The organism is Mesorhizobium sp. DCY119, assembly GCF_003590645.1.
Taxonomy (GTDB): Bacteria; Pseudomonadota; Alphaproteobacteria; order Rhizobiales; family Rhizobiaceae; genus Mesorhizobium_M.
The window spans coordinates 230,736-252,925 of record NZ_CP031834.1; the positions used below are offsets into that span (position 1 = coordinate 230,736).

At 62.5% G+C, this 22,190-nt stretch carries 21 protein-coding genes and 1 tRNA gene; 16 read left to right on the forward strand and 6 right to left on the reverse strand.

The genetic code is table 11. The features are described from left to right. Window positions 1-33: 33 nt before the first annotated feature. Window positions 34-840 (reverse strand): undecaprenyl-diphosphate phosphatase, encoded by an 807-nt coding sequence (locus DZG07_RS01120; protein ID WP_091911292.1) that lies wholly within the window; start codon window positions 838-840, stop codon window positions 34-36. A 186-nt stretch (window positions 841-1,026) separates the two neighbouring features. On the opposite strand from DZG07_RS01120, the gene DZG07_RS01125 reads away from it, so the two are divergent. The 10 genes from DZG07_RS01125 to DZG07_RS01170 all read left to right on the forward strand — a co-directional run bounded on the left by DZG07_RS01125 (window position 1,027) and on the right by DZG07_RS01170 (window position 10,298). Beyond that, a complete protein-coding gene (locus DZG07_RS01125; protein ID WP_091911294.1) occupies window positions 1,027-1,719 on the forward strand; it encodes a glutathione S-transferase family protein in 693 nt (230 codons plus the stop codon). Further along, window positions 1,700-2,890: a tRNA epoxyqueuosine(34) reductase QueG gene (gene queG / locus DZG07_RS01130; protein ID WP_119813657.1), complete on the forward strand. Its 1,191-nt coding sequence runs from the start codon at window positions 1,700-1,702 to the stop codon at window positions 2,888-2,890. The genes DZG07_RS01125 and queG overlap by 20 nt, the downstream gene beginning before the upstream one ends. Beyond that, entirely contained in the window at window positions 2,887-3,792 is a 906-nt protein-coding gene (locus DZG07_RS01135; protein ID WP_119813659.1) for an SDR family oxidoreductase, read from the forward strand. Before queG ends, DZG07_RS01135 begins: the two co-directional genes overlap by 4 nt. 110 nt (window positions 3,793-3,902) lie before the next feature. Further along, window positions 3,903-4,982, forward strand: a complete 1,080-nt coding sequence (gene mepA, locus DZG07_RS01140) for a penicillin-insensitive murein endopeptidase (protein ID WP_162931529.1) — start codon at window positions 3,903-3,905, stop codon at window positions 4,980-4,982. Between the two features lie 92 nt (window positions 4,983-5,074). After that, window positions 5,075-5,482 (forward strand): methylglyoxal synthase, encoded by a 408-nt coding sequence (locus DZG07_RS01145; RefSeq protein ID WP_091911302.1) that lies wholly within the window; start codon window positions 5,075-5,077, stop codon window positions 5,480-5,482. Next, window positions 5,483-6,511, forward strand: coding sequence for a glucokinase (locus DZG07_RS01150; RefSeq protein ID WP_119813663.1), 1,029 nt, complete (start codon window positions 5,483-5,485; stop codon window positions 6,509-6,511). 141 nt (window positions 6,512-6,652) lie between these two features. Then, window positions 6,653-8,515, forward strand: a complete 1,863-nt coding sequence (locus DZG07_RS01155) for an ABC transporter ATP-binding protein (RefSeq protein ID WP_119813665.1) — start codon at window positions 6,653-6,655, stop codon at window positions 8,513-8,515. Further along, the gene (gene dapB / locus DZG07_RS01160; RefSeq protein WP_119813667.1) at window positions 8,512-9,324 is read left to right on the forward strand and encodes a 4-hydroxy-tetrahydrodipicolinate reductase; all 813 of its coding nucleotides are present in this window, start codon (window positions 8,512-8,514) and stop codon (window positions 9,322-9,324) included. The genes DZG07_RS01155 and dapB overlap by 4 nt, the downstream gene beginning before the upstream one ends. Window positions 9,325-9,364: 40 nt before the next feature. Continuing rightward, the gene (locus tag DZG07_RS01165) at window positions 9,365-9,985 is read left to right on the forward strand and encodes a 2,3-bisphosphoglycerate-dependent phosphoglycerate mutase (protein WP_091911310.1); all 621 of its coding nucleotides are present in this window, start codon (window positions 9,365-9,367) and stop codon (window positions 9,983-9,985) included. Window positions 9,986-10,213: 228 nt separating this feature from the next. Further along, window positions 10,214-10,298, forward strand: a tRNA-Leu gene (locus DZG07_RS01170). A gap of 92 nt (window positions 10,299-10,390) precedes the next feature. On the opposite strand, the gene DZG07_RS01175 is transcribed toward DZG07_RS01170, so the two are convergent. The 5 genes from DZG07_RS01175 to DZG07_RS01190 all read right to left on the reverse strand — a co-directional run bounded on the left by DZG07_RS01175 (window position 10,391) and on the right by DZG07_RS01190 (window position 14,820). Further along, a complete protein-coding gene (locus tag DZG07_RS01175) occupies window positions 10,391-10,828 on the reverse strand; it encodes a VOC family protein (RefSeq protein WP_091911312.1) in 438 nt (145 codons plus the stop codon). A gap of 490 nt (window positions 10,829-11,318) precedes the next feature. Continuing rightward, entirely contained in the window at window positions 11,319-13,106 is a 1,788-nt protein-coding gene (locus tag DZG07_RS01180; RefSeq protein ID WP_245429561.1) for a calcium-binding protein, read from the reverse strand. Window positions 13,107-13,286: 180 nt separating this feature from the next. Further along, on the reverse strand, window positions 13,287-13,430 hold the full coding sequence (locus DZG07_RS23690; protein WP_162931530.1) for a hypothetical protein: 144 nt from the start codon (window positions 13,428-13,430) through the stop codon (window positions 13,287-13,289). Between the two features lie 109 nt (window positions 13,431-13,539). Further along, window positions 13,540-13,749, reverse strand: coding sequence for a hypothetical protein (locus DZG07_RS01185; RefSeq protein ID WP_091911314.1), 210 nt, complete (start codon window positions 13,747-13,749; stop codon window positions 13,540-13,542). A 180-nt stretch (window positions 13,750-13,929) separates the two neighbouring features. Further along, window positions 13,930-14,820 carry a GntR family transcriptional regulator gene (locus DZG07_RS01190; protein ID WP_119813669.1) on the reverse strand — a complete coding sequence of 297 codons (891 nt, stop codon included), beginning with the start codon at window positions 14,818-14,820 and terminating at the stop codon, window positions 13,930-13,932. A gap of 119 nt (window positions 14,821-14,939) precedes the next feature. Here DZG07_RS01190 and DZG07_RS01195 point away from each other — a divergent pair, with 119 nt between their 5' ends. From DZG07_RS01195 to DZG07_RS01220, 6 genes are all read left to right on the forward strand, one after another. Continuing rightward, window positions 14,940-16,076 (forward strand): mannitol dehydrogenase family protein, encoded by a 1,137-nt coding sequence (locus DZG07_RS01195; RefSeq protein WP_245429562.1) that lies wholly within the window; start codon window positions 14,940-14,942, stop codon window positions 16,074-16,076. Beyond that, a complete protein-coding gene (locus DZG07_RS01200) occupies window positions 16,073-17,578 on the forward strand; it encodes an altronate dehydratase family protein (RefSeq protein ID WP_119813671.1) in 1,506 nt (501 codons plus the stop codon). The genes DZG07_RS01195 and DZG07_RS01200 overlap by 4 nt, the downstream gene beginning before the upstream one ends. 56 nt (window positions 17,579-17,634) lie before the next feature. Next, window positions 17,635-18,651: an aldo/keto reductase gene (locus tag DZG07_RS01205; RefSeq protein ID WP_119813673.1), complete on the forward strand. Its 1,017-nt coding sequence runs from the start codon at window positions 17,635-17,637 to the stop codon at window positions 18,649-18,651. Window positions 18,652-18,718: 67 nt separating this feature from the next. Beyond that, complete coding sequence (locus DZG07_RS01210; RefSeq protein ID WP_119813675.1) at window positions 18,719-19,168, forward strand: RbsD/FucU domain-containing protein; 450 nt, start codon at window positions 18,719-18,721, stop codon at window positions 19,166-19,168. 278 nt (window positions 19,169-19,446) lie between these two features. Beyond that, complete coding sequence (locus tag DZG07_RS01215; RefSeq protein ID WP_091911323.1) at window positions 19,447-20,442, forward strand: ABC transporter substrate-binding protein; 996 nt, start codon at window positions 19,447-19,449, stop codon at window positions 20,440-20,442. A gap of 210 nt (window positions 20,443-20,652) precedes the next feature. Then, window positions 20,653-22,188 carry a sugar ABC transporter ATP-binding protein gene (locus DZG07_RS01220; RefSeq protein ID WP_119813677.1) on the forward strand — a complete coding sequence of 512 codons (1,536 nt, stop codon included), beginning with the start codon at window positions 20,653-20,655 and terminating at the stop codon, window positions 22,186-22,188. Window positions 22,189-22,190: the final 2 nt, after the last annotated feature.

Here is a 22,190-nt window from a genome sequence, read left to right on the forward strand (position 1 = left end):
GGCTTCTAGCCGCTTGAATACAAGCCGCTCAGATCACCCCCACACCATCAGCGCAGCCAGTCCAACCGCGCCGACGATCAGCCGCCACCAGGCAAACAGCGCAAAGCCGTGGCGCGAGACGTAGTCGAGCAGGTAGCGCACGACGATGACCGCCATGATGAAGGCTGCAACAAAACCGACACCGATGATCGGCAGGTCCGCCGAGGACAGCACATCGCGGTTCTTGTAGAGATCGTAGGCGAAGGCGCCGGCCATGGTGGGCATGGCGAGGAAGAAGGAAAATTCCGCCGCCGAGCGCTTGTCGGTGCCCATCAGCAGCGCGCCGACGATCGTGGCACCCGAGCGCGAGGTGCCGGGGATCATCGCCAGGCACTGGAAGAAGCCGATCTTCAGGCAGAGCGATAGCGGGAAATCCATGACGTCGTGATATTTCGGCTTCAGCGCCATCCGGTCGACGGCCAGAAGCACGAAACCGCCGATGATGAGCATGATGCAGATAAGCCGCGGCGATTCGAACAGCACCGTCTTGATGAAATCATGCGCCAGCGCGCCGATGACGGCTGCCGGCAGGAAGGCCAGCAGAATGCCGAGCACGAAACGCTGCGTCCTGGCGTCGCGCGGCAGGTCGGTGAGGATCTTCCACAGCCGGCCGAAATAGACCGACAGGATCGCCAGGATCGCGCCGAGCTGGATCAGCACCTCGAAGGCCTTGCCGGTCGACTTGAAGCCGAGGAAATGCCCCGCCAAAAGGATATGTCCGGTGGAGGAGACCGGGATGAATTCGGTCAGCCCTTCGAGCAGGCCGAGCAAAAGGGCTTCGACGATCGTCTGGTGTTCCATGGGTCTCTCGGTGACTTTTTATTAGAATGGACGGTTGAGGAGGAGCGTTGGAATGATGGGCGCTTGCTTGTCACAGCGCGGAACTATGCCTATAGGTCGGGGCGCTTGACCGCCCGGTGAATCGGGCAGAGATAGAACTACCGGCGCGGCCAAATAAAGACCAGCGCACTTTTTCATCGCAGGACCATGCTGACGCTTTTCCATCACTCCATGTTCGCCTCCTGTCGCTTCGTTCGCCTGGCATTCGGCGAGTATGGCGAGGAGCTGGCGCTGATCGAGGAAAAGCCGTGGACAAGGCGCAAGGAGTTTTTGGCGCTGAACGCCGCCGGGACCTTGCCGGTGCTTCTGGCCGAAGGCGACGTGCCGATCGTCGGCGCCGGCGTGATCGCCGAATATCTCGACGAGACGCGCGGCGTGCTGAAGCGTGACAAGCGGCTGTTTGCCGAAAACCCGATGGAGCGGGCCGAAATCCGCCGGCTGGTCGACTGGTATCTGGCCAAGATGGACAGCGAAGTGACGCGCCATCTGGTGCGCGAACGCGTGCTGAAGCCTTTGATGCCGAGCGAGATGGGCGGCGGCTCGCCCGATTCGGGTGCGATCCGCGCTGCCCGCGCCAATATCCGCCAGCATATGAAATACACCAACTGGCTCGCCGGCACCCGCCATTGGCTGGCCGGCCCGCGCATCACCTATGCCGATCTGGCGGCAGCCGCCGCCATCTCCGTGCTCGACTATCTCGGCGAGGTCGACTGGCGCGACCATAACGCGGCGCGCGACTGGTATACGCGCGTCAAATCGCGGCCGTCCTTCCGCCCGCTTCTGGGCGACCGGGTGCGCGGCCTTTCGCCGGTGTCGCATTATGCGGACCTCGATTTCTGACAAAGCCCAAAGGGGCAAGCCCGATGAGGCCGGCCGCCTGCGGCAGCTGATCGATCGCGAAGCCGCGCGTGCCGGCTTCGCTGCGGTTGCCGTGACCACGCCCGACGCGATCCCGCAGGCGCCGATGCGGCTGGCCGAATTCGTCGCCGACGGTTTTCATGGCTCGATGGCCTGGATTTCGGAAACGCTGCAACGCCGCGCCGACCCGAGCACGCTGTGGCCGGAGGTGCGCTCGATCATCGTGCTGGCGATGAATTATGGACCGGAAAGCGACCCGCGCAGCTTGCAGACGCAGCGCGATCGCGGCGCGATCTCGGTCTATGCCCAGAACCGCGACTATCACGACGTGATGAAGGGCCGGCTGAAGGAGATCGCCGGAAAGATCGTCGCCAGGGCTGGCGGCGACGTAAAGGTTTTCGTCGACACCGCGCCGGTGATGGAAAAGCCGCTGGCGGAGAGCGCCGGCATTGGCTGGCAAGGCAAGCACACCAATCTGGTCAGCCGCGAATTCGGCTCGTGGCTGTTTCTCGGCACGATTTTCTGCACCGCGGAACTGACGCCCGACAAGGCAGACGAGGATCATTGCGGCTCCTGCCGCGCCTGTCTCGACGCCTGCCCGACCGACGCATTCCCCGCACCCTACCGGCTCGATGCGCGGCGCTGCATTTCCTACCTCACAATCGAGAACAAGGGGCCTATCCCGCAGGAATTCCGCGCGGCGATCGGCAACCGCATCTATGGCTGCGACGATTGCCTGGCCGCCTGTCCTTGGAACAAATTCGCCAGCGCAGCCTCGGAAGCCAAGCTTGCCGCCCGCGATGACCTGCGCGCGCCGGCGCTGGCCGATTTCCTTGCCATGGACGACGCCGGTTTCCGCGCCTTCTTCACCGGTTCACCGGTCAAGCGCATCGGCCGCGACCGTTTCTTGCGCAACGTGCTGATTGCGGCGGGGAATTCGGGGGATGTTTCGCTTGTCGCTGCTTGCGAGAGTTTGTCGGCAGACCCCTCGCCGCTTGTGCGCGGAGCAGCCGTCTGGGCGCTGTCGCGGCTGATGGAGCCTGCGGTATTTTCCGCGCTGGCAACCAGCGCCCGACAGGACGACGATGCAGATGTGCGCCGGGAGTGGCTTATGGCCACCGGCAACCACCCAGAAATCAGGACACATGCATGACCGTGACAAAACTATTCATCTTCGGCGCCGGCTATTCCGGCAAGGCGGTCGGTCGAGCCAAGCCTGAGGGCGCAAGCGTCGCGGGCACGACGCGCTCGGCGGAAAAATTCCACGCATTGCGGCAGGCCGGGATCGAGCCTTTTGCGTTCGATGGCGCGTTGACCGAAGAGGTCGCGAAAGAGCTTGCCGAAACCACACATCTGCTGATCTCCATCGCGCCGGATGAAGCGGGCGATCCCGTGCTGAATGCGGCGCGGGAGGTAATTACCAAAGCCATGCCCAACCTCCGCTGGATCGGCTACCTCTCCACCGTCGGCGTCTATGGCGACCATGGCGGCGCGTGGGTGGATGAGACGGGCGAATGCAAGCCTGTCTCGCGCCGCTCGGGGATGCGGCTGAAGGCCGAGCAGGAATGGCTGGAGCTTGGCCGCGAGACCGGCCTGCCGGTGGCGATCCTGCGCCTTTCCGGCATTTACGGGCCGGGACGTAACGCCTTGGTCAATCTGGAGAACGGCACGGCAAAGCGCCTGATCAAGCCGGACCAGGTGTTCAACCGCATCCATGGCGAGGATATCGCGGGTGCCGTCTGGCATCTGGCGGGCCGAAATCTCGGCGGCGTCTTCAACGTCACCGACGACATGCCCGCCCCGCCGCAGGATGTAGTGACCTATGCGGCCGGATTAATGGGCATCGAGCCGCCGGCCGAAATTCCCTTCGAGACCGCCCAACTTTCGCCCATGGCGCGGTCTTTCTATGGCGAGAACAAGCGCGTTGCCAACGCGGCGATCAAGGCTGCGGGCTACCGCTTCCGCTATCCGGACTATCGCGCCGCATTCGATGCGATGTGGGCGGCGCGGAACTGGAAGGACGGCGAGGGACGCAGCCCGATGAAGGCCAAATGATCGAAGACCGACGCGAAGCGTGGTATGACTCGAAATCGAGCCACTCGTTTACGCTTCGGTAACCAGGGCGTCTCACCCTTGTCGTAGAGGGGCATGACCGGGAAATGCGCATGAAATCCATCTTTCAGGCAGCCGCAAGGCTGACCGGCATCGCCATTGCGGCACTGGCTTTTTCCGGACTAGCGCCGAGCGGCGCGAGCGCGGACGAACTGGCGAAGAACCTGTTCGGAGCTGAGAAACTGCCGGCGGCGGCAGCCCCGCAATCGATCGGGTTCTATTCCAAGGGCTGTTTTGCCGGCGGCGTCGCCATCGCCACCGACGGGCCGACATGGCAAGCGATGCGGCTTTCGCGCAACCGCCGCTGGGGCCATCCGGCGATGATCAACCTGATCGAGAAGTTTTCGCGCGATGCGACAGCCGATGGCTGGCCGGGCCTGCTCATCGGCGACATCTCGCAGCCGCGCGGCGGGCCGATGCTGACGGGACATGCCTCGCACCAGATCGGGCTCGACGCCGACATCTGGTTCACGCCGATGCCCGACCGCCGGCTTTCGCCGACCGAGCGCGAGAATATGAGCGCGGTGTCGATGGTCAACGAGAAGACCCATCTGGTGAAGGACAGGCTTTGGACGGCGGCGCATACGCGGCTGCTGAAACGCGCCGCGAGCTACCCCGAGGTCGAGCGCATTCTGGTCAATCCGGGCATCAAGAAGAAGCTGTGCGACACGGTGACGGGCGACCGCACCTGGCTGCGCAAGATCCGGCCCTTCTGGGGCCATGACTATCATTTCCATGTCCGCATCGGCTGCCAGCCGGGTTCGCCGGGCTGCAAGCGGCAGGAAGCGACGGCCGCCGGCGACGGCTGCGACAAGTCGCTCGCATGGTGGTTCACGGAGGAGCCGTGGCGCCCCAACAAGAACCCGGACGCACCCAAGGCGCGCGACAAGATGACGATGGCGAGCCTGCCGGCGGCATGCAGGGCCGTGCTGAGTGCTCCCAATCCGGTTTCGGAAGCCGCCGTGACGGTCGGCGGGATGGGCTCGACGGTTGCCACCGCCCCTGCACCGGCAGCACCCGAGACGGATACGGTCGATGTCGGCGCGCCTCCAATGCCGGCCAGCGCCTTTGCGCCGACGCCGATCAAGCGTCCGCCTTTGCCCCTGGCCAGGCCCTCGGATCAGAGCCGATAGGAACGGGCGGGGCGGGTCTTGCCGCCCCTTCCCCCACAGAAGTTCCTCGGTTATAGGTTTCAACCGATTTAGCACTTTTCAACGGCTCCCTTGTGGCATCCCCCTACCGCCTGGCATTGATCGCGCATGACGAGAAGAAAGACGACATGGTCGCCTTCGCGCGCGCTCATGCCGATTTCCTCGCAGGCTGCGACATCGTCGCCACCGGCACGACCGGCCAGCGCGTTCTGGACGCCTGCCCTGAATTGAAGATTACCCGCCTGAAAAGCGGCCCGCTCGGCGGCGACCAGCAGATCGGCGCACTGATTGCCGAGGGCAGGATCGACGGCGTGATTTTCTTCGTTGATCCGCTGACGCCGATGCCGCATGACGTGGATGTGAAAGCGCTGATGCGGCTGGCGATCGTCTATGACATTCCGCTGGCGCTGAACCACGCCACTGCCGAGATAATGCTGAACGAGAACGGCGGGCAGCCGTCGCAGACCAGGGACGCCAGATAGATGTCTGTTTCCAGCGCCGACGACGAAGCCGTCCTGCAGTTTCCGATCCTGATCGGCGATATCGGCGGCACCAATGCCCGCTTTGCCATCGTCGTCGATGCCAATTCCGAGCCCGGCGAAACGCGGATCGTGCAGACCGCAAGCTTTGCCTCCATCGACGAGGCGATCCAGCAGGCCGTTCTCGACCACACATCGCTCCGGCCACGTTCGGCCGTGCTGGCGGTCGCCGGCCCGGTCGACGGCGACGAGATCAGGCTTACCAACTGCCCCTGGGTGGTGCGGCCGAAGGCGATGTTCGACACGCTCGGCCTGCATGACGTGGTCGTGCTCAACGATTTCGAGGCGCAGGCGCTGGCCGTCGTTGCGCTCGGCGAAGAGCATATGGAAAAGATCGGCCCCGGCGAGCCGGAGGAAAATGCCGGCCGTGTCGTACTCGGCCCCGGAACCGGGCTTGGCGTTGCCGGGCTGATCCATGCCAGCCACAAATGGATACCGGTGCCGGGCGAAGGCGGCCACATGGATATCGGTCCGCGCACGGCGCGCGACCGCGAAATCTTCCCGCATCTCGAAGCGATCGAGGGCCGCATCTCGGGCGAGCAGATCCTGTGCGGGCGCGGACTGGTGAACGCCTATCGCGCCGTCGCCAAGGCCGACGGCAAGGAACCGCGCTTCACGACGCCGGCCGAAATCACGGCTGCCGCACTCGAAAAATCCGACGCGGTCGCCGTCGAGGCGGTGGAATTCTTCGTCACTTGCCTTGGTCGCACAGCCGGCGACCTGGCGCTGGTGTTCATGAGCCGCGGCGGCGTTTATCTCACCGGCGGCATCGCCCAGAAGATCGTGCCGGCGCTGAAGGCGGGGAATTTCCGCGCCGCCTTCGAGGATAAGGCGCCGCACAGCGCCCTGCTGCGCGACATGCCGGTCTATGTCATCACCCACCCGCTGGCAGCGCTGAACGGGCTTGCGGCCTTTGCCCGCACGCCGTCGCGCTTCGGCGTCGAAACGGCGGGCCGACGCTGGCAGGCGTAGGGGCATTTCGCGGCATTGCCGCCACAGCGGCAATGTTTCGCACTCCGGCCATAGGCAAGCCGGCATGATGGCGCTATTAGGGGCGCGGAAATGCGGCAGCACGTGCCGCACTATTGCTGAAACGGACGGGCAGACCGGACTTTGAGCCTTCAGACCCAAAAGAAGAAGAAAGCCGACAGCGGCGAGATCATCGCCGTCATCCGGCGCGTTCTGGCCGAGAACGGCCGCGAATATGTCTGGTCCTATACGATCGCGGCGCTCTGCATGATCGCGGTGGCGCTGACCACGGCCTATCCGGCGTGGATCATCAGCAGCGTCATCGACGATATCTTCTATCACCAGCGCAGCGACCTGATCCTGTGGCTCTGCGCCTCTATCTTCGGCGCCTTTGTTATACGCGGGGTTGCCGGCTATGCGCAGGCGGTGATCCTGGCCAAGGTCGGCAACAACCTCGTGGCGCGCTATCAGCGCCGCCTGTTCGACCACCTGATGAAGCTCGGCGTCAGCTTCTTCACCGAAACGCGCTCGGGCCACCTTGCCGCCCAGATCAACCAGAATGTCGGCGGCATACGCGACCTTCTGTCGATGACCCTGACGGCTGTGGCGCGCGACGTCGTATCGCTGGTGGCGCTGGTGACGGTTATGTTCGTGCAGGACTGGTTCCTGTCGGCGATAGCCTTCGTCATCGGCCCGCCGCTGGTCTATGCCGTCAACTACCTGATGCGCCGTTTGCGCCGCGTGACGCGCCAGTCCGTCGAGATCAATTCGCGGCTGATCGGCTCCATGCAGGAGGCGACGCAAGGGGTGGCCGTGGTGAAGGCCTTCACCATGGAATACCAGCTTTCCCGCCGCATGGGCGAGATGATCGAGCGCGCCGAGGAACGCTCCAACAAGATCGCAAGGGTTTCGGAGCGGCTGACGCCGATCACGGAAATGCTGGCCGGCATCGCGGTTGCCGGCGTCATTGCCTATGCCGGCTATCGCTCCACCCATGGCGGCGAACTGCCGGGCGCGATCATGTCCTTCATCACCGCGCTGATGCTTGCCTACGACCCGGTGCGGCGCCTGGCGCGGCTGCAGGTCGGGCTGGAGCGCTCGCTGGTCAATGCGCGCATGATCTACGAGATCCTCGATCTCGAGCCGCAGCAGGACGATGCGCCAAACGCCACCCCGCTTAAGGTGGCCAAGGGTGAAGTGCGCTTTGAAAACGTCGCCTTCTCCTATGCCGAAAACATGCCGGTGCTGCATGGCGTGAGCTTCGTGGCGGAAGCCGGAAAGACGACGGCGATCGTCGGTGCTTCGGGTGCCGGCAAGACGACGCTGACGGCGCTGCTGGAGCGCTTCTACGATCTCGATTCCGGCGCCATCCTCATCGATGGCCAGGACATCGCCAAGGTGACCAAGCATTCGTTGCGCAATTCGATCGCCTTCGTTTCGCAGCAGCCCTACCTGTTCGAAGGCACGATTGCCGACAACATCCGCTATGGCCGTGAGAACGCGACCGACGAAGAAATCCGGCGCGCAGCCGACCAGGCCGCCGCCGACAGCTTCATCCGCCAGCAGCCGAACGGCTACGACACGCCCGTCGGCGAAAACGGCGTGACGCTTTCGGGCGGCCAGCGCCAGCGCGTCTCCATCGCGCGCGCCATCGTGCGCAATGCGCCGATCCTGCTTCTCGACGAGGCGACCTCGGCGCTCGACAACGAGTCCGAAGCGCGCGTGCAGGAAGCGCTTGCAACCGTGATGCAGGGCAAGACCACCATCGTCATCGCCCATCGCCTATCGACCGTGGTCAATGCCGACCGCATCATCGTGCTGGAGGATGGACGTCTGGTCGAGGAAGGCAATCACGAGTCGCTGCTGGCCAATCCGCACGGCGTCTATGCCCGCTTCCACCGGCTCCAGAGCCAGAAGGGGCTGGGACTGGTCGACGACACAAAAACGGTGGGAATAACGGTAAAGCCAGCCAAGCCGGCGAAGGTCGCAAGGAAGAAAAGCGCATGAGCGATATGGGTCTCGTCGTCGTCGGGGCAGCCGGCCGCATGGGCCAGACGCTGATCCGAACCATCCATTCCGTGCCGGGCGCGAAAGTGTCGGCAGCCATCGAACGCGCCGGCTCGCCACATATCGGCCGTGACGCCGGCGAGCTTGCCGGCATCGGCATCATCAACGTACCGATCACCGACGACCCGTTGACGGCCTTCGCCAAGGCCGACGGCGTGCTCGACTTCAGCACGCCGGCAGCCAGCGTCGAATTCGCCGGCTATGCCGCGCAGGCGCGCATCGTCCATGTCATCGGCACGACGGGCTGTTCGCCCGAGGACGACGCGGCAATCGCCGCGGCGGCCCGCCACGCGACGATCGTCAAATCCGGCAATATGAGCCTCGGCGTCAATCTGCTTGCGGTGCTGGTCGAGCAGGCGGCGAAGGCGCTCGGCTCCGACGATTTCGACATCGAGGTGCTGGAAATGCACCACCGGCACAAGGTCGACGCGCCGTCCGGCACGGCGCTTCTGCTTGGCAACGCGGCAGCGGCGGGACGCGGCATCGACCTTGCCGAACACAGCGTGCGGGTGCGCGACGGCCAAACCGGCGCGCGCGAGGCCGGCTCGATCGGCTTTGCCACGCTGCGCGGCGGCTCGGTGGTGGGCGACCATTCGGTCATCCTGGCCGGCACCGGCGAGCGCATCACGCTTTCCCACAATGCCGAGGACCGCTCCATTTTCGCGCGCGGCGCGGTGAAGGCTGCACTTTGGGCGCGTGGGAAGAAGCCCGGACTGTATTCGATGCGCGATGTGCTGGGACTGAGCTAAAGAGGCGTCCACGAATCCCGCATCAGTCATGAGGATTGAAATGACCGGAACTCTCGTGCTTGTGCGCCACGGCCAGAGCGAATGGAACCTCAAGAACCTCTTCACCGGCTGGCGCGACGTCGACCTTACCGAGCAGGGTGTGAGCGAGGCCAAGGCAGCCGGTCAGAAGCTTGCTGCGCGCGGAATGAAATTCGACATCGCCTACACCTCAGTGCTGAAGCGCGCGCAGCGGACCTGCCAGTTCATCCTCGACGCCACCGGCCAGAGCGACCTGAAGACGGTGCGCGATGCGGCGCTGAACGAGCGCGACTATGGCGACCTCAACGGCCTCAACAAGGACGACGCCCGCGCCAAATGGGGCGAGGAGCAGGTGCATATCTGGCGCCGGTCCTATGACACCCCGCCGCCCGGCGGCGAGAGCCTGAAGGACACCGGGGCGCGTGTATGGCCCTATTACATGCATGAGATGCAGCCGCATGTGCTGCGCGGCGAAACGGTGCTGGTGGCAGCCCACGGCAACTCGCTGCGGGCGCTGATCATGGCGCTGGAGGGGATTTCCGGCCCCGACATCGTCAAGCTGGAACTCGGCACGGGTGTGCCGGTCGTCTACAAGCTCAACGCCGATTCGACCGTGGCTTCGAAGGAAGTTCTTTCAGCCTAGGCCTGTCCGGCCGAGAACCCACCCAATGTGATTCGTGATGAGCCGGCGCAATGCATTTGCGTCGGCTTTTGCCTCTTTGCCGCAGGCTTTGCAGGCAGATTCAATGCCGGCCGGCCGCGCTTTCGTGGCAAGAATGCCGACCTGAACTATCTTTTTGTTTGAACGTGATTTTTTGCCGAAAGCGCGTTGACACCGCGACGCTGCCCGCTTACATCAGCGGCGCACCTTGCCCAGGTGGCGGAATTGGTAGACGCGCACGGTTCAGGTCCGTGTGCCGCGAGGCGTGGAGGTTCGAGTCCTCTCCTGGGCACCATCGGCTTCGATGGCACCAGTCGTTTTCGACAGGTTTTCTCGCAACATCTGAAATCATTGATCTTTAGAAACGCCCTTGCGGGCGGATTGCGCTCAGCTGAGTTCCTGGGCGAGCCCGATAAGCAGCCCTTCGGGCCCCCGGATGTAGCAGAGCCGATACACGTCTTTGTACTGGACGACTTCGCCTACGAGCTGCGCGCCGTGCGTGCGGAGCCTTTCAAGCGTGTCGTCGATGTCGTCCACGGTGAACATGGCGCGCAGGTAGCCCAGGGCGTTGACCGGGGCGTTCCGGTGATCCGCGACGACAGCTGGCCTGAGGAAGCGGGAGAGCTCGAGCCGGTTGTGGCCGTCCGGCGTGCGCATCATGGCAATCTCGACATGCTGATCGCCCAGTCCAGTGACGCGTCCGGCCCATTCTCCTTCGATCGTGGCCTGCCCTTCGAGCTCGAGGCCGAGTTCGCGGAAGAAATCAATCGTCCCTGCGAGGTCTTCGACGACGATACCTATGTTGTCCATCCGCTTGAGCGCCATGTTTCCAACCTCCAAGGTGTCACCACAATCTAGAAGGTGTCGCCTGGTCCAACAACGGACGCTTGACGCACCGCCTCCAACCGCCACCTCGTTTTCAAACGGTCTCTAAGCGCCGATGGGCGTTCCGCTCGGAAATTCGGTAACGAAACGGGTAACAAATGCAGCGGCTATATGTTGCGTTTGTTGTACTTTTTTCTGATGACAGCCTATCAGGAGGCCTCTGCTGGGCACCGTTGGCTTCGATGGCACCAGCCGTTTTCTGCGCTTTTCGCGCTGATTTTTCCGAGCCGAGCCATGGCAAACCGGATCACCTATGACGCTCGACCGGACCTGCCGGATATCAGCATGTCGAACGGACAAACGCTGCCCGGTGCACGGCATTGTCCAGCATGCATTCGGGTGCCCACTCCGCAATGGAAAGTGAGCACCAGAATTGTTCGCTGAACTCTGCTCCGCTGCCGTCGGAGAGAGCCCGAAGACCCATCGCAAACTAGACGATGAAGAACTCGCTGGCCGTCATGGCAAGGCCGGGTGACAGCGTGGCGAATTGCACGGCGGCGGCCCCGCCAGCGCCATCCTTGTCGAACAGCAGCGCGCCGGTCGTCTTGTTATAGATGATGCGGTCCGATGCATCGGCTGCGGCAGTGCCTATGTGGAAGGCCGATGCTTTCAGCCAGCCATCCGCGAGGCCGGTGAAGATGGCATTCTCCAGCCGGATCGTGTCCTGCGCGACATTGTAGTCGGTGATCCTGTCGATGTTGGATGCGCCAAGAGCCGTATTGAAGAAGAAGGTGTCGCTGCCGGCGCCACCAGTCAGTATATCGCTGCCGGCGCCGCCGTTCAGAACGTTGTTGCCGGCATTGCCGACGATGGTGTTGGCGAGCGCATTGCCTGTGCCATTCAGATGGCCAGTGCCCTGCAACTCCAGACGCTCCGTATTCGCACTGAGCGTCCAGTGGACGGAGGAGCGAACGGTGTCCGTGCCGCCGTTGAGCGCCTCGACAGTTTTGTCACCCACATTGTCGACGTAGTAGATGTCATTACCAGCACCGCCGACCATATGGTCAGCACCGCCACCGCCGTTGAGGATGTTGTTACCGGCATTGCCGACGAGCGTGTTGGCGAGTGCATTGCCCGAAGCGTTCAGGTTGCCGGTGCCGAGCAGTTCCAGCCGCTCGATGTTGGCACTGAGCGTCCAGCTGATGGTGCTGCGGACGGTATCGGTGCCGCCGTTGGCCGCCTCGATGGTTTTATCGCCGGCATTGTCGACATAGTAGATGTCGTTGCCGGCACCGCCGGTCATCGTGTCGGCGCCGGCACCGCCGTTGAGAGTGTTGTTGCCGGCATTGCCGACGAGCGTGTTGGCGAGTGCATTGCCCGAAGCGTTCAGGTTGCCGGTGCCGAGCAGTTCCAGCCGCTCGATGTTGGCACCGAGCGTCCAACTGATGGTGCTGCGGACGGTATCGGTGCCGCCGTTGGCCGCTTCGATGGTTTTGTCGCCGGCATTGTCGACATAGTAGATGTCGTTGCCGGCACCGCCGGTCATGCTGTCGGCACCGGCGCCGCCGTTGAGAGTGTTGTTACCGGCATTGCCGACGAGCGTGTTGGCGAGCGCATTGCCCGAAGCGTTCAGGTTGCCGGTGCCGAGCAATTCCAGCCGCTCGATGTTGGCACCGAGCGTCCAGCTGATGGAGCTGCGGACTGTGTCCGTGCCTTCGCCGGCAAATTCAAAGACGACGTCCCGAGCATTGTCGACATAATAGATATCATTACCCGTGCCGCCGAGCATGATGTCAGCACCGGTTCCGCCATTGATGATGTCGTTGCCGCCGCCTCCTTCAATGACATCGGAGCCGCCATAGCCGTAGAGACGATCGTCGCCTTCGGACCCGTAGATCCGGTCATCGCCGGAAAAAACTTTAACAATCGGATCGCCGGATAGAAGTTCTGAAGCACTAATATTAATGCCTCCGATGCTCCACCCCCCTCCATAAGCAACTGCTGGATTTTTAGAGTAGTCATGATCATGCCACTCATATGATAAACTCGTTACATAGCCACCTATTGTGGATAAATTTCCGAATTCGTCATATAAATAGGTAAAATATCCGCCGAAATAATAAGATTCTCCACTATCTGTACTTCCATACTCGTACAGAATATGTCCATCTGACGCAGATACCAACGGCTCGTAGTAAGAAGAGAAAAGCTCTGGTGTAAGATTTTCAAAACTCATACCAGCCATGTCGAATGCGCGATATGCGCTGAACGTTGCCATGATATTTCCCCAAGATTGCCTACCCTTGCCAACGTCTAGGCGTGGAACAAGCAACCGTCACCACCCAAATGGGCGGTGCTGGGGAACCTGCCGGCGAGCAGTTGCTGCCGGTTCAGACTGATCTCAGCTGGATTTCGGGCGGCTAAGCGCGCGGGAACGCGAGGCCAACGTCTTATCGCGTTACAGCCAGATGCGGGCGACCGGCCAGAGCACCAGGGCAAAACTGCCGATCGTGATCAGCGCGCCGATGACGGCACCGACACGCTCGGGGGCGCCGTCGATCTGTTCTTCTTCGGCCCGTGCGGCCAGCGGCGGCGTGTTCATGAGCTTCCTCCGATGGTTTTCGCCTCGGGCACGCCGCGCAGACGGACGCGACCGAAGCCAGGGACAGACCCTGGACTCAGGATACGCCATTGAGCGGCGGGATCAATCTTCAGCCGTGCTCGCTTTCGAAGCGGACAGAACCGCCAGTATTCTCATAGCTTACGCCATCGGTAAAAGACTCGACGCTCTGCAAAGCCACCTCGTCATAGCAGAGGATGCGCTGCAACCCGTCGCATACGGCAAAAGCCTGTTCTTCGGTTGAAAATTCGTCGTCATCCGACACTGTCACCGAAACGGTGACGCGTAGTTTTTTCTTCATTTTCCCAAGCCCCTCAAACATATTTCAGAATGCACTGTTTTAGAGATACTGCAAGTATCTTGGCCGTCAAATAACGCCCGGCTCTCAAGGTCAGTACACATGAAAAATGCGCCCCAGCGACTATTTTGCCGTCTTCTCAAAACGCATCGAAAGAAGCTTATGACAAGATAATCGTTCGCGCTACTGCCAGCTTTCGGGAATCGACTGGAGAAGCGTCTCGCGTGCCGATCTCAGGTGCCGGCGGCAGGCCTTTTCGACATGGTCGAGCTTCCCGGATTTCAGCGCGGCGATGTATTGAAGATGCTCCTGCAGCGCTATCTTGTTGCGTCCGGGCTCATTCGTCTTGTTCCACTGGTAGTGATAGTGGAAGATCATGGCGATGACGTCGTAGAAGTCGACGATGAAGCGGTTGTGCGATGCGCTGTGGATAAGCCTGTGGAAACGTTCGTCCAGCTCTGAAAATTCGCCGTAACGGGTGCCTATCGCGGCAATCAGCTCGTGGTGTTCCTGTTCCATCGCATCGAGATCGGCCCAGACGGGGTTGTCCTTTTCAAGCGCTGCAAAGGCAGCGGCGGAGCGCATCTCGAACATCTCGCGGATCTCAGTCAGCTCCAGCGCGAAGGAACTCGTGAAGCCCTTCAGCACCCAATGGCTATTGCGGCGCTTTTCGATCAGGCCGAAGCGGCTGAAGCGGATCAGGAACTCGCGCACGCTGGTGGTGCCGACGCCGATTTCGCGGGCAAGCTCCAGCTCGTTGATCTGCATGCCGGCCTGGGCGCCGCCGGCAAGCAGGCGACGCATGAAGGAGCGCTCGATGATCAGTGACAGGGAATCGGTCTCGTCATCGGGAAAGAAATCATCCGCCTCCGGCGCGCGCAGGACCAGCTTGCTGCGCTTGTTCCATTCGATCAGGCCACGTTCTTCCATCCGCGACAGGATCGAACGCACGGTCGTACGGCTGACGCCAAGGGTGGTGCCAAGTTCAGGCTCCGAAGGCAGGCTTTCGCCAGCCCCGAGCAGCGCCAGGCAGCGATTATATGCGTCCTTGTAGACATTGTTCTGCTTCGCCATCGCCTACCTTCTGCCCGTCGCACGCTTGCACGTCTGCGCCCCGGTCGACCCTTACAAGGAAAATCTATTGACGACAAAATGTCTTTTGACGATAAAAGACATTATCAAAGGAGTTGCAAGTGTCTTCGGTTCAAACGCCTGTCGTCCAGTTCGGCACCAGCCGGTTTCTTCAGGCGCATGCCGACCTGTTCCTGCACGAGGCGGGCATGGAAGGCACTGTGACCATCGTTGCAGCAAGCGGTTCCGCCGCAGGGCTGACGCGGCTGCAGGCCTTCTCCGATCCGGCAGGGTTTCCGGTGATTATTCGCGGGCTGGAGGCGGGACAGACCGTCGACCATACAATCCAGGTGAAGAGCGTAGGGCGCGGCCTCGACGCTGAGGCGGATTGGGCGGAACTGACGCGGATTGTCGTCGATGAGGCCGAATTCATTCTCTCCAACACGACGGAATCGGGGTTTGCCGTACCGGCGGGGCTGGTGCTTGACCTCACGGGAACAACGACTTCGGCACCGCCTTCCTTTCCGGCGAAACTGCTGGCGCTGCTTGCCGCGCGTTTCACCGCCGGTCGATCGGGGCTTACGATCCTTCCGACCGAACTCGTCGGCCGCAATGGCGACGTGCTGAAGAGGACGGTGCTTGACCTTGCTGGGCGAAGCCGCGCCTCCGATGCGCTGCTTACCTGGATCGAAGAGCAATGCATCTTCGCCAATTCGCTGGTCGACCGCATCGTCTCGGCACCCTTGGACCCGGCTGGTGCGATTGCCGAACCTTACGCATTGTGGGCGGTGGAGAACCAGCCCGGCCTGAAGCTGCCATGCGCGCATCCGGCGATCCGCATTGTCGATGATCTCGAACCGGTCGAGCGGCTGAAAATCCATATCCTCAATCTCGGCCATAGTTTCCTGGCCGAGACCTGGCTGACCGCGCGCATGGCCGCCGACGAAACGGTGCGCGGCATGCTGGCCAGGCCGGAAATCCGCAGCGACCTGCTTTTGCTCTATCGCGACGAGGTCATTCCCGGTTTCGCCGCGCATGGCATGGGCGAGGCGGCGAGCGCCTATGCGGCGACGACATTGGAGCGGTTCGAAAATCCGTTCCTCGATCATCGCCTCGCCGACATAGCCAACGGTCACAAGACCAAGGTCGCGCGCCGCATTGGCGGCTTTATCAACTGGATAACGGCGGCCGACGCCAACTATAAATCACCCAGGCTTGCGGCCATCGCCGCCAGATATGCCAAGGAAATCGCAGCGTGAACCTCGCCCAGGCAATTCTTCTTTCGCCCTCCGATAATGTAGCCGTTGCCAATGGCCGCCTAGAAGCAGGCACGCCCCTGCCTGGCGGCGCGGTCACCGTGGCTGCTATCGACGGCGGTCACAAGGTTGCCGTGAAGGCCATTGCGGCAGGGTCGGCGGTGGTGAAATACGCCCAGGCGATCGGCCGCGCGACGCAGGATATCGCGCCGGGCGAGCATATCCATTCGCACAATCTGGTTTTCGAATCCGGGCGTCTTCCCGTCGTGCCGCCATCGGAAGCGGAACATGCGACAGACGACGACCGCGCCCGCACCTTCATGGGCTATCGCCGCGCCGACGGCCGCGCCGGCACGCGCAATTTCATCGGCATCATCGCCAGCGTGAACTGCTCGACCACGGTGTGCCGGGCAATCGCCGAGCAGGCCAACCAGAAGCTTCTGCCGAACTATCCCGGCATCGACGGCTTCGTTCCGATCGTGCACGATCAGGGCTGCGGCATGAGCGGCACCGGCGACGGCATGCGCGTGCTGCACCGGACATTAGCCGGCTATGCACGGCATCCGAATTTCGGCGGCGTGCTGATGGTGGGGCTCGGCTGCGAGGTCAACCAGCTGACGCTCTACGGCCAGAAGGGCGTGGCGGCCGGCAAGCGGCATTTCAACATTCAGGAGGCCGGCGGCTCGCGCAAATCGGTGGAGAAAGCGCTTGGCGTGCTTGCCGAAATCGCCGAGGAGGTGGGACAGTTGCAGCGCGAGCCGATACCGGTGAGCGAGATCATCGTCGGCCTGCAATGCGGCGGTTCGGACGGCATGTCGGGCATCACCGCCAATCCGGCACTGGGTGCTGCGGTCGACATTCTTGCCGGCGCCGGCGGCACGGGCATCCTCTCCGAAACCTCCGAAATCTATGGCGCCGAGCATCTGCTCGGTTCGCGCGCGGCGACGCCTGAGATCGCCGAAAAGCTCGACGGTTATGTGAAGTGGTGGGAGGACTATGTCGCCCTGCACGGCGCTTCCCTCGACAACAATCCCTCGCCCGGCAACAAGAAGGGCGGGCTGACCACCATTCTTGAAAAATCGCTCGGTGCAGTCGCCAAGGGCGGGCAGACGACGCTCAACGGCGTCTATGGCTACGCCGAAAAGGTGACCGAGCACGGCCTCGTCTTCATGGACACGCCGGGCTACGATCCGGTGTCTGCGACCGGCCAGGTGGCCGGCGGCGCGAATGTGATCGCATTTACCACCGGGCGAGGATCGTGCTTCGGCTGCCGGCCGACGCCCTCGATCAAGCTTGCCAGCAACTCGGCGCTGTTCCGCTCCATGGAGGAGGACATGGACATCGACTGCGGGCGCATCGCATCCGGGGAGATCGGCGTTGCCGAACTCGGCCGCGAAATCTTCGACCTGATCGTGGAGACGGCATCCGGCCGCAAGACCAAAAGCGAACTCTTCGGCTACGGCGACAATGAATTCGTGCCGTGGCACCTTGGCGCGACGCTTTAGAGACTGCGCCAGCATCGACAAGGCCGGGAAACGGCTTGGACTTCGGGAGGACATCGATGAAGAAACGCCGCATCGGCGAAACAGCACTTGAGGTCACCGAATTCAGCTTCGGCGGCGCCTCTCTGGGCAATCTTTACCAGGCGGTATCGGAGGCCGATGCAGCGGCTGTGCTCGATGCAGCCTGGACGTCGGGCATACGCTATTTCGACACGGCACCGCATTACGGGTTCGGCCTTTCGGAACGCCGTTTCGGCGACTATTTGCGCCACAAGCCGCGCGATCAATATGTGCTCTCGACCAAGGTCGGCCGCCTGTTGACGCCTGCGCCCGCCGATCAGGTACCGAACCTCGGCTTTGTCGATCCGCTGCCCTTCAAGCTGCAATATGACTACAGCTATGACGGCATCATGCGATCGGTCGATTTCAGCTATGCCCGCCTTGGCCTCAACCGCATCGACATCCTCTATGTCCACGATATCGGCGTCTACACCCACGGCGTTGAGACGACCAAGGCGCATCTGCGCCAGTTTCTCGATGGCGGCGTAAAGGCTCTCGAGGAATTGAAATCGGCCGGCGTGATCTCGGCCTACGGTCTCGGCGTCAACGAGGTCGAAATCTGCCTCGAGGTGATGCGGCGCGCGCCGCTCGACTGCATCCTTCTCGCCGGGCGCTATTCCCTGCTCGACAGGTCCGCAGAGGCGGAGCTCATTCCGCTGTGCCGGCAGAAGAAGACCTCGCTCGTCATCGGCGGTGCTTTCAATTCGGGCATACTGGCGACAGGCGCCAAGCCGGGGGCTAATTTCGACTATGGCCCGGCTTCGCCGGATATCCTTGCCAAGGTCGCGGCCATGGAAGCGATTGCTTCGAGGGGCGGCTATCCGCTGGCGGCGGCGGCGATGCAGTTTCCCCTGCATGAGCCGGCTGTCGCGACGGTGCTTATCGGCACCGCCAAGACATCTAGTCTCCTGCGCAACATGGAGCTGCCAAAGGCCCACGTTCCTGAAGATGACTATGAGAAATACGCGCCGCATACGACGGTTCAGCCGCCGCTGACAGGAGCCGTGCGCGAATGAGACAACGCCAACCCTCTCGCGGCAGAGCGCGCGCCTCCCTTTCCGCCTTAACCCTGGAGCTTGCCTGATGCTGCGTGGAATTCACCCCTTGCTCGGACCCGAACTGCTACATGCGCTGCGCACCATGGGCCATGGCGACGAGATCGTGATTGCCGATGCGAATTTCCCGGCCAGCACGCTCGGCTGCCCTGTCGTCCGCGCCGACGGCGTGCTCGCCGAACCGCTGCTGGCAGCGATCCTGACGCATTTTCCGCTCGACACATTCGCGCCAGCGTCAGCGTTCCGGATGGCGATGGTGGATACGCCGGATGTCGTGCCGCCGGTCTGCGTCTCGTTCCAGAAGATCATCACCCGCCTCGCCGGTGATTTCCCGGTCGAGCCGCTTGAGCGCTTCGCCTTTTACGAGCGCTCGCGCAAGGCCGCCTATGTGGTCGCCACGGGCGAATTGCAGCTCTACGCAAATGTCATCCTGAAGAAAGGCGTGGTGCGCAAGGAGGAGCTGGCGCAGTTCGGATGAACCGCGCGACGGGGGAACATAAATTCCATCTTGACCTATCGATGGAATTAATATTTCATCGCTGGAACGGGAGGGGCTAGAGCCTCCACAGACGATCGCAGGCCGAGGCACAGCATCGTTATCGGCGCCGAAGAGGGCCATGAAACGCCGCTTGCAACACCTTCAGGAATGGACTAACAAAAACGTGCATCTGTTTTTTATCTATAAAGTCCGGTTTGGAGACGCCTAGCCGAACCGTAGCGAACAGCACTGCAACAGGCGATTTAGGGAGGAACCTAATGAAATTCGTCAATGCACTGATCAACCGCCGCAGCTTCGTCGCGCTGGCGACGGCCACCGCCATGCTCGGCCTTGCGCCGACCTTGCCGGCATCGGCCGCCGACGTGACCATTCCGATCATCGTCAAGGACACGACCTCGTTCTACTGGCAGATCGTGCTGGCCGGCGCCCGCAAGGCAGGCAAGGATCTCGGCGTCAGCGTGCCGGAACTCGGCGCGCAGGCTGAAACCGACGTCAACGGCCAGATCTCGATCCTCGAAAACGCCGTCGCCGGCAATCCGGCGGCAATCGTCATCTCGCCCACCGAAGCCAAGGCGCTCGGCAAGCCGATCGACGAGGCGGCAAGCAAGGTGAAGATCATCGGCATTGATTCCGGCGCCGACTCCAAGGCCTTCACCTCGTTCCTGACCACCGACAACGTCCAGGGTGGACGCGTCGCAGCCGACGGTCTGGCAGCCGCGATCGGCGAAGCCAATGGCGGCAAGGTCGAGGGCAAGGTCGCCCTCATCACCGCACTGCCGGGTGCCGGTTCGCTCGAGCAGCGCGCCGAGGGCTTCAAGGAGCAGCTCAAGGCCAAGTATCCGGGCCTGGAACTGGTTGCCGACAAATATGCCGACGGCCAGGCCACGACCGGCCTGAACATCGCCACCGACCTGATCACCGCCAATCCTGACCTGAAAGGCATCTTCGCCTCCAACTTGATCATGGCGCAGGGCGTCGGTCAGGCGATCGCGGAAAACAACCTTGCCGGCAAGGTGGCGCTGATCGGTTTCGACAGCGACGACAAGCTGATCAAGTTCCTCAATGACGGCGTCATCTCCGGCCTCGTCGTTCAGGACCCCTACCGGATGGGCTATGACGGCATCAAGACCGCGCTTGCCGCATCCAAGGGCGAGAAGGTCGAGGCCAATGTCGACACCGGCGCCAATCTGGTGACGAAGGCCAACATGGCCGACGAGAAGATCAACGCCCTGCTGAACCCGAAGCTCGACTAACAACAGCTAAGTCGAGATGCCCCTCACCCTTACCCTCTCCCCGTGAAGAATGGGGAGAGGGAGGCGTCGGCGTAGGAGCTTCTTTCTTCTCCCGCCCTGCGGGAAGAAGGTGCCGGTAGGCGGACGAGGGGCAGACTCGACCTGCAACGGAAACGGGCTAGGATGGGCATGTCGCCGGCGTTGCCGCGCATGCCAATCGGGAGGATTGTCATGATATTATCGACACTTGACGGTCACGACCACCCGGCGCCCGACGCCGCGGTGCCCGGCCAGCCGATCCTGGAACTGAAGGGGCTGGAAAAGAAATATGTCGGCACCCATGCGCTAAAACCCGTCGACCTCGCCTTCAAGGCCGGTGAAATCCACGCCATCGTCGGCGAGAACGGTGCCGGCAAATCTACACTGATAAAGCTTCTGACCGGCGTCATCCCGCGCACCTCGGGCGAGGTGCTATGGGACGGCAAGCCGGTCGCGCTGGCAACGCCCAACGAGGCGATCGCGCTCGGCATCAACGCCGTGCACCAGGAGGTGGTGCTATGCCGCCACCTGACGGTCGCCGCCAACATGTTCCTCGGCGAGGAAGACACCCGCTTCGGCATGCTGCAGGGCCGCACCATGGTGCAGCGAGCGCAGAAGATCATTGACGATCTCGGCTTTAACCTGCCGGCGCATGTCATGCTCGGCGATCTCACCATCGGCCAGCAGCAACTCATCGCGGCCGCACGCGCCACCATACGCGGCACGCGCTTCCTGATCTTCGACGAACCCACCGCTTATCTCACCCGCAAGGAGACCGAGCAGCTTTTCGCGCTGATCCGGCGGCTGGAGGCCGAAGGCGTCACCATCGTCTATATCAGCCACCGCATGGAAGAGGTTTTCGAGCTGGCGAGCCGTGTTTCGGTGCTGCGCGACGGCACGCTGGTCGGCACCCGCAACATTTCCGAGACCGACGATGCCGAGCTGGTGCGGATGATGATCAACCGCTCGATCGAGCAGATCTACCACAAGGACAAATTCGAGCCGGGCGAGACGATCGTCGAGGCGAAGAACCTGTCCGGCAAGGGTTTCGAGGACGTTTCGCTTTCCGTGCGGGCGGGCGAGATCGTCGGGCTCTACGGGTTGATTGGAGCGGGCCGCAGCGAATTCGTACTGACGCTCTATGGCCGCGAAAAGAAGAGCGCCGGCGAGGTTTTCTGGAACGGCAAGCCGGCAAACATCCGCAACGAGCACGACGCGATGAAGCTCGGCATGGCGCTGGCGCCGGAAAGCCGGCGCGACCAGGGCCTTTGCCTCAATCTGTCGGTCGGCACAAATCTCAACCTGCCCATCTACAAGCGCATCAGCAGCAAGCTTTTGATTTCCGGCGCGCAGGAAAAGTCGCATGCCGAGCGCCAGATCGGCGGGCTGCGCATCAAGACGGCGGGCCGGCACGCGCTGGCTTCCAGCCTGTCGGGCGGCAACCAGCAGAAGATCGTGATCGGCAAATGGCTCAACCACGGCGCCAAGCTCTTCATTTTCGACGAACCGACCGTGGGCGTCGATGTCGGCACCAAGGCGGAAATCTACCGCCTGTTCTCGACCCTGCTTTCGAAGGGCGCGGGCATCATCCTGATCTCGTCCTATCTGCCGGAAGTCTATGAGCTGGCCGACACGCTGCACGTGTTCCGGCGCGGGCGGCTGGTGGCAAGCCATGCCCATGGACAGGCAAGCCACGAAGAAGTCCTGACCGAAGCAATCGGCGTGTGACG

Coding starts and splice junctions, on each gene's coding strand:
- DZG07_RS01165 (WP_091911310.1), top strand. CDS start 9,365: ATGACCGGAACTCTCGTGCTTGTGCGCCACGGCCAGAGCGAATGGAAC.
- DZG07_RS01180 (WP_245429561.1), bottom strand. CDS start 13,106: ATGGCAACGTTCAGCGCATATCGCGCATTCGACATGGCTGGTATGAGT.
- DZG07_RS01220 (WP_119813677.1), top strand. CDS start 20,653: ATGATATTATCGACACTTGACGGTCACGACCACCCGGCGCCCGACGCC.
- DZG07_RS23690 (WP_162931530.1), bottom strand. CDS start 13,430: ATGAACACGCCGCCGCTGGCCGCACGGGCCGAAGAAGAACAGATCGAC.
- DZG07_RS01135 (WP_119813659.1), top strand. CDS start 2,887: ATGACCGTGACAAAACTATTCATCTTCGGCGCCGGCTATTCCGGCAAG.
- DZG07_RS01205 (WP_119813673.1), top strand. CDS start 17,635: ATGAAGAAACGCCGCATCGGCGAAACAGCACTTGAGGTCACCGAATTC.
- DZG07_RS01215 (WP_091911323.1), top strand. CDS start 19,447: ATGAAATTCGTCAATGCACTGATCAACCGCCGCAGCTTCGTCGCGCTG.
- DZG07_RS01125 (WP_091911294.1), top strand. CDS start 1,027: ATGCTGACGCTTTTCCATCACTCCATGTTCGCCTCCTGTCGCTTCGTT.
- DZG07_RS01210 (WP_119813675.1), top strand. CDS start 18,719: ATGCTGCGTGGAATTCACCCCTTGCTCGGACCCGAACTGCTACATGCG.
- mepA (WP_162931529.1), top strand. CDS start 3,903: ATGAAATCCATCTTTCAGGCAGCCGCAAGGCTGACCGGCATCGCCATT.
- DZG07_RS01150 (WP_119813663.1), top strand. CDS start 5,483: ATGTCTGTTTCCAGCGCCGACGACGAAGCCGTCCTGCAGTTTCCGATC.
- dapB (WP_119813667.1), top strand. CDS start 8,512: ATGAGCGATATGGGTCTCGTCGTCGTCGGGGCAGCCGGCCGCATGGGC.
- DZG07_RS01120 (WP_091911292.1), bottom strand. CDS start 840: ATGGAACACCAGACGATCGTCGAAGCCCTTTTGCTCGGCCTGCTCGAA.
- DZG07_RS01190 (WP_119813669.1), bottom strand. CDS start 14,820: ATGGCGAAGCAGAACAATGTCTACAAGGACGCATATAATCGCTGCCTG.
- queG (WP_119813657.1), top strand. CDS start 1,700: ATGCGGACCTCGATTTCTGACAAAGCCCAAAGGGGCAAGCCCGATGAG.
- DZG07_RS01175 (WP_091911312.1), bottom strand. CDS start 10,828: ATGGCGCTCAAGCGGATGGACAACATAGGTATCGTCGTCGAAGACCTC.
- DZG07_RS01185 (WP_091911314.1), bottom strand. CDS start 13,749: ATGAAGAAAAAACTACGCGTCACCGTTTCGGTGACAGTGTCGGATGAC.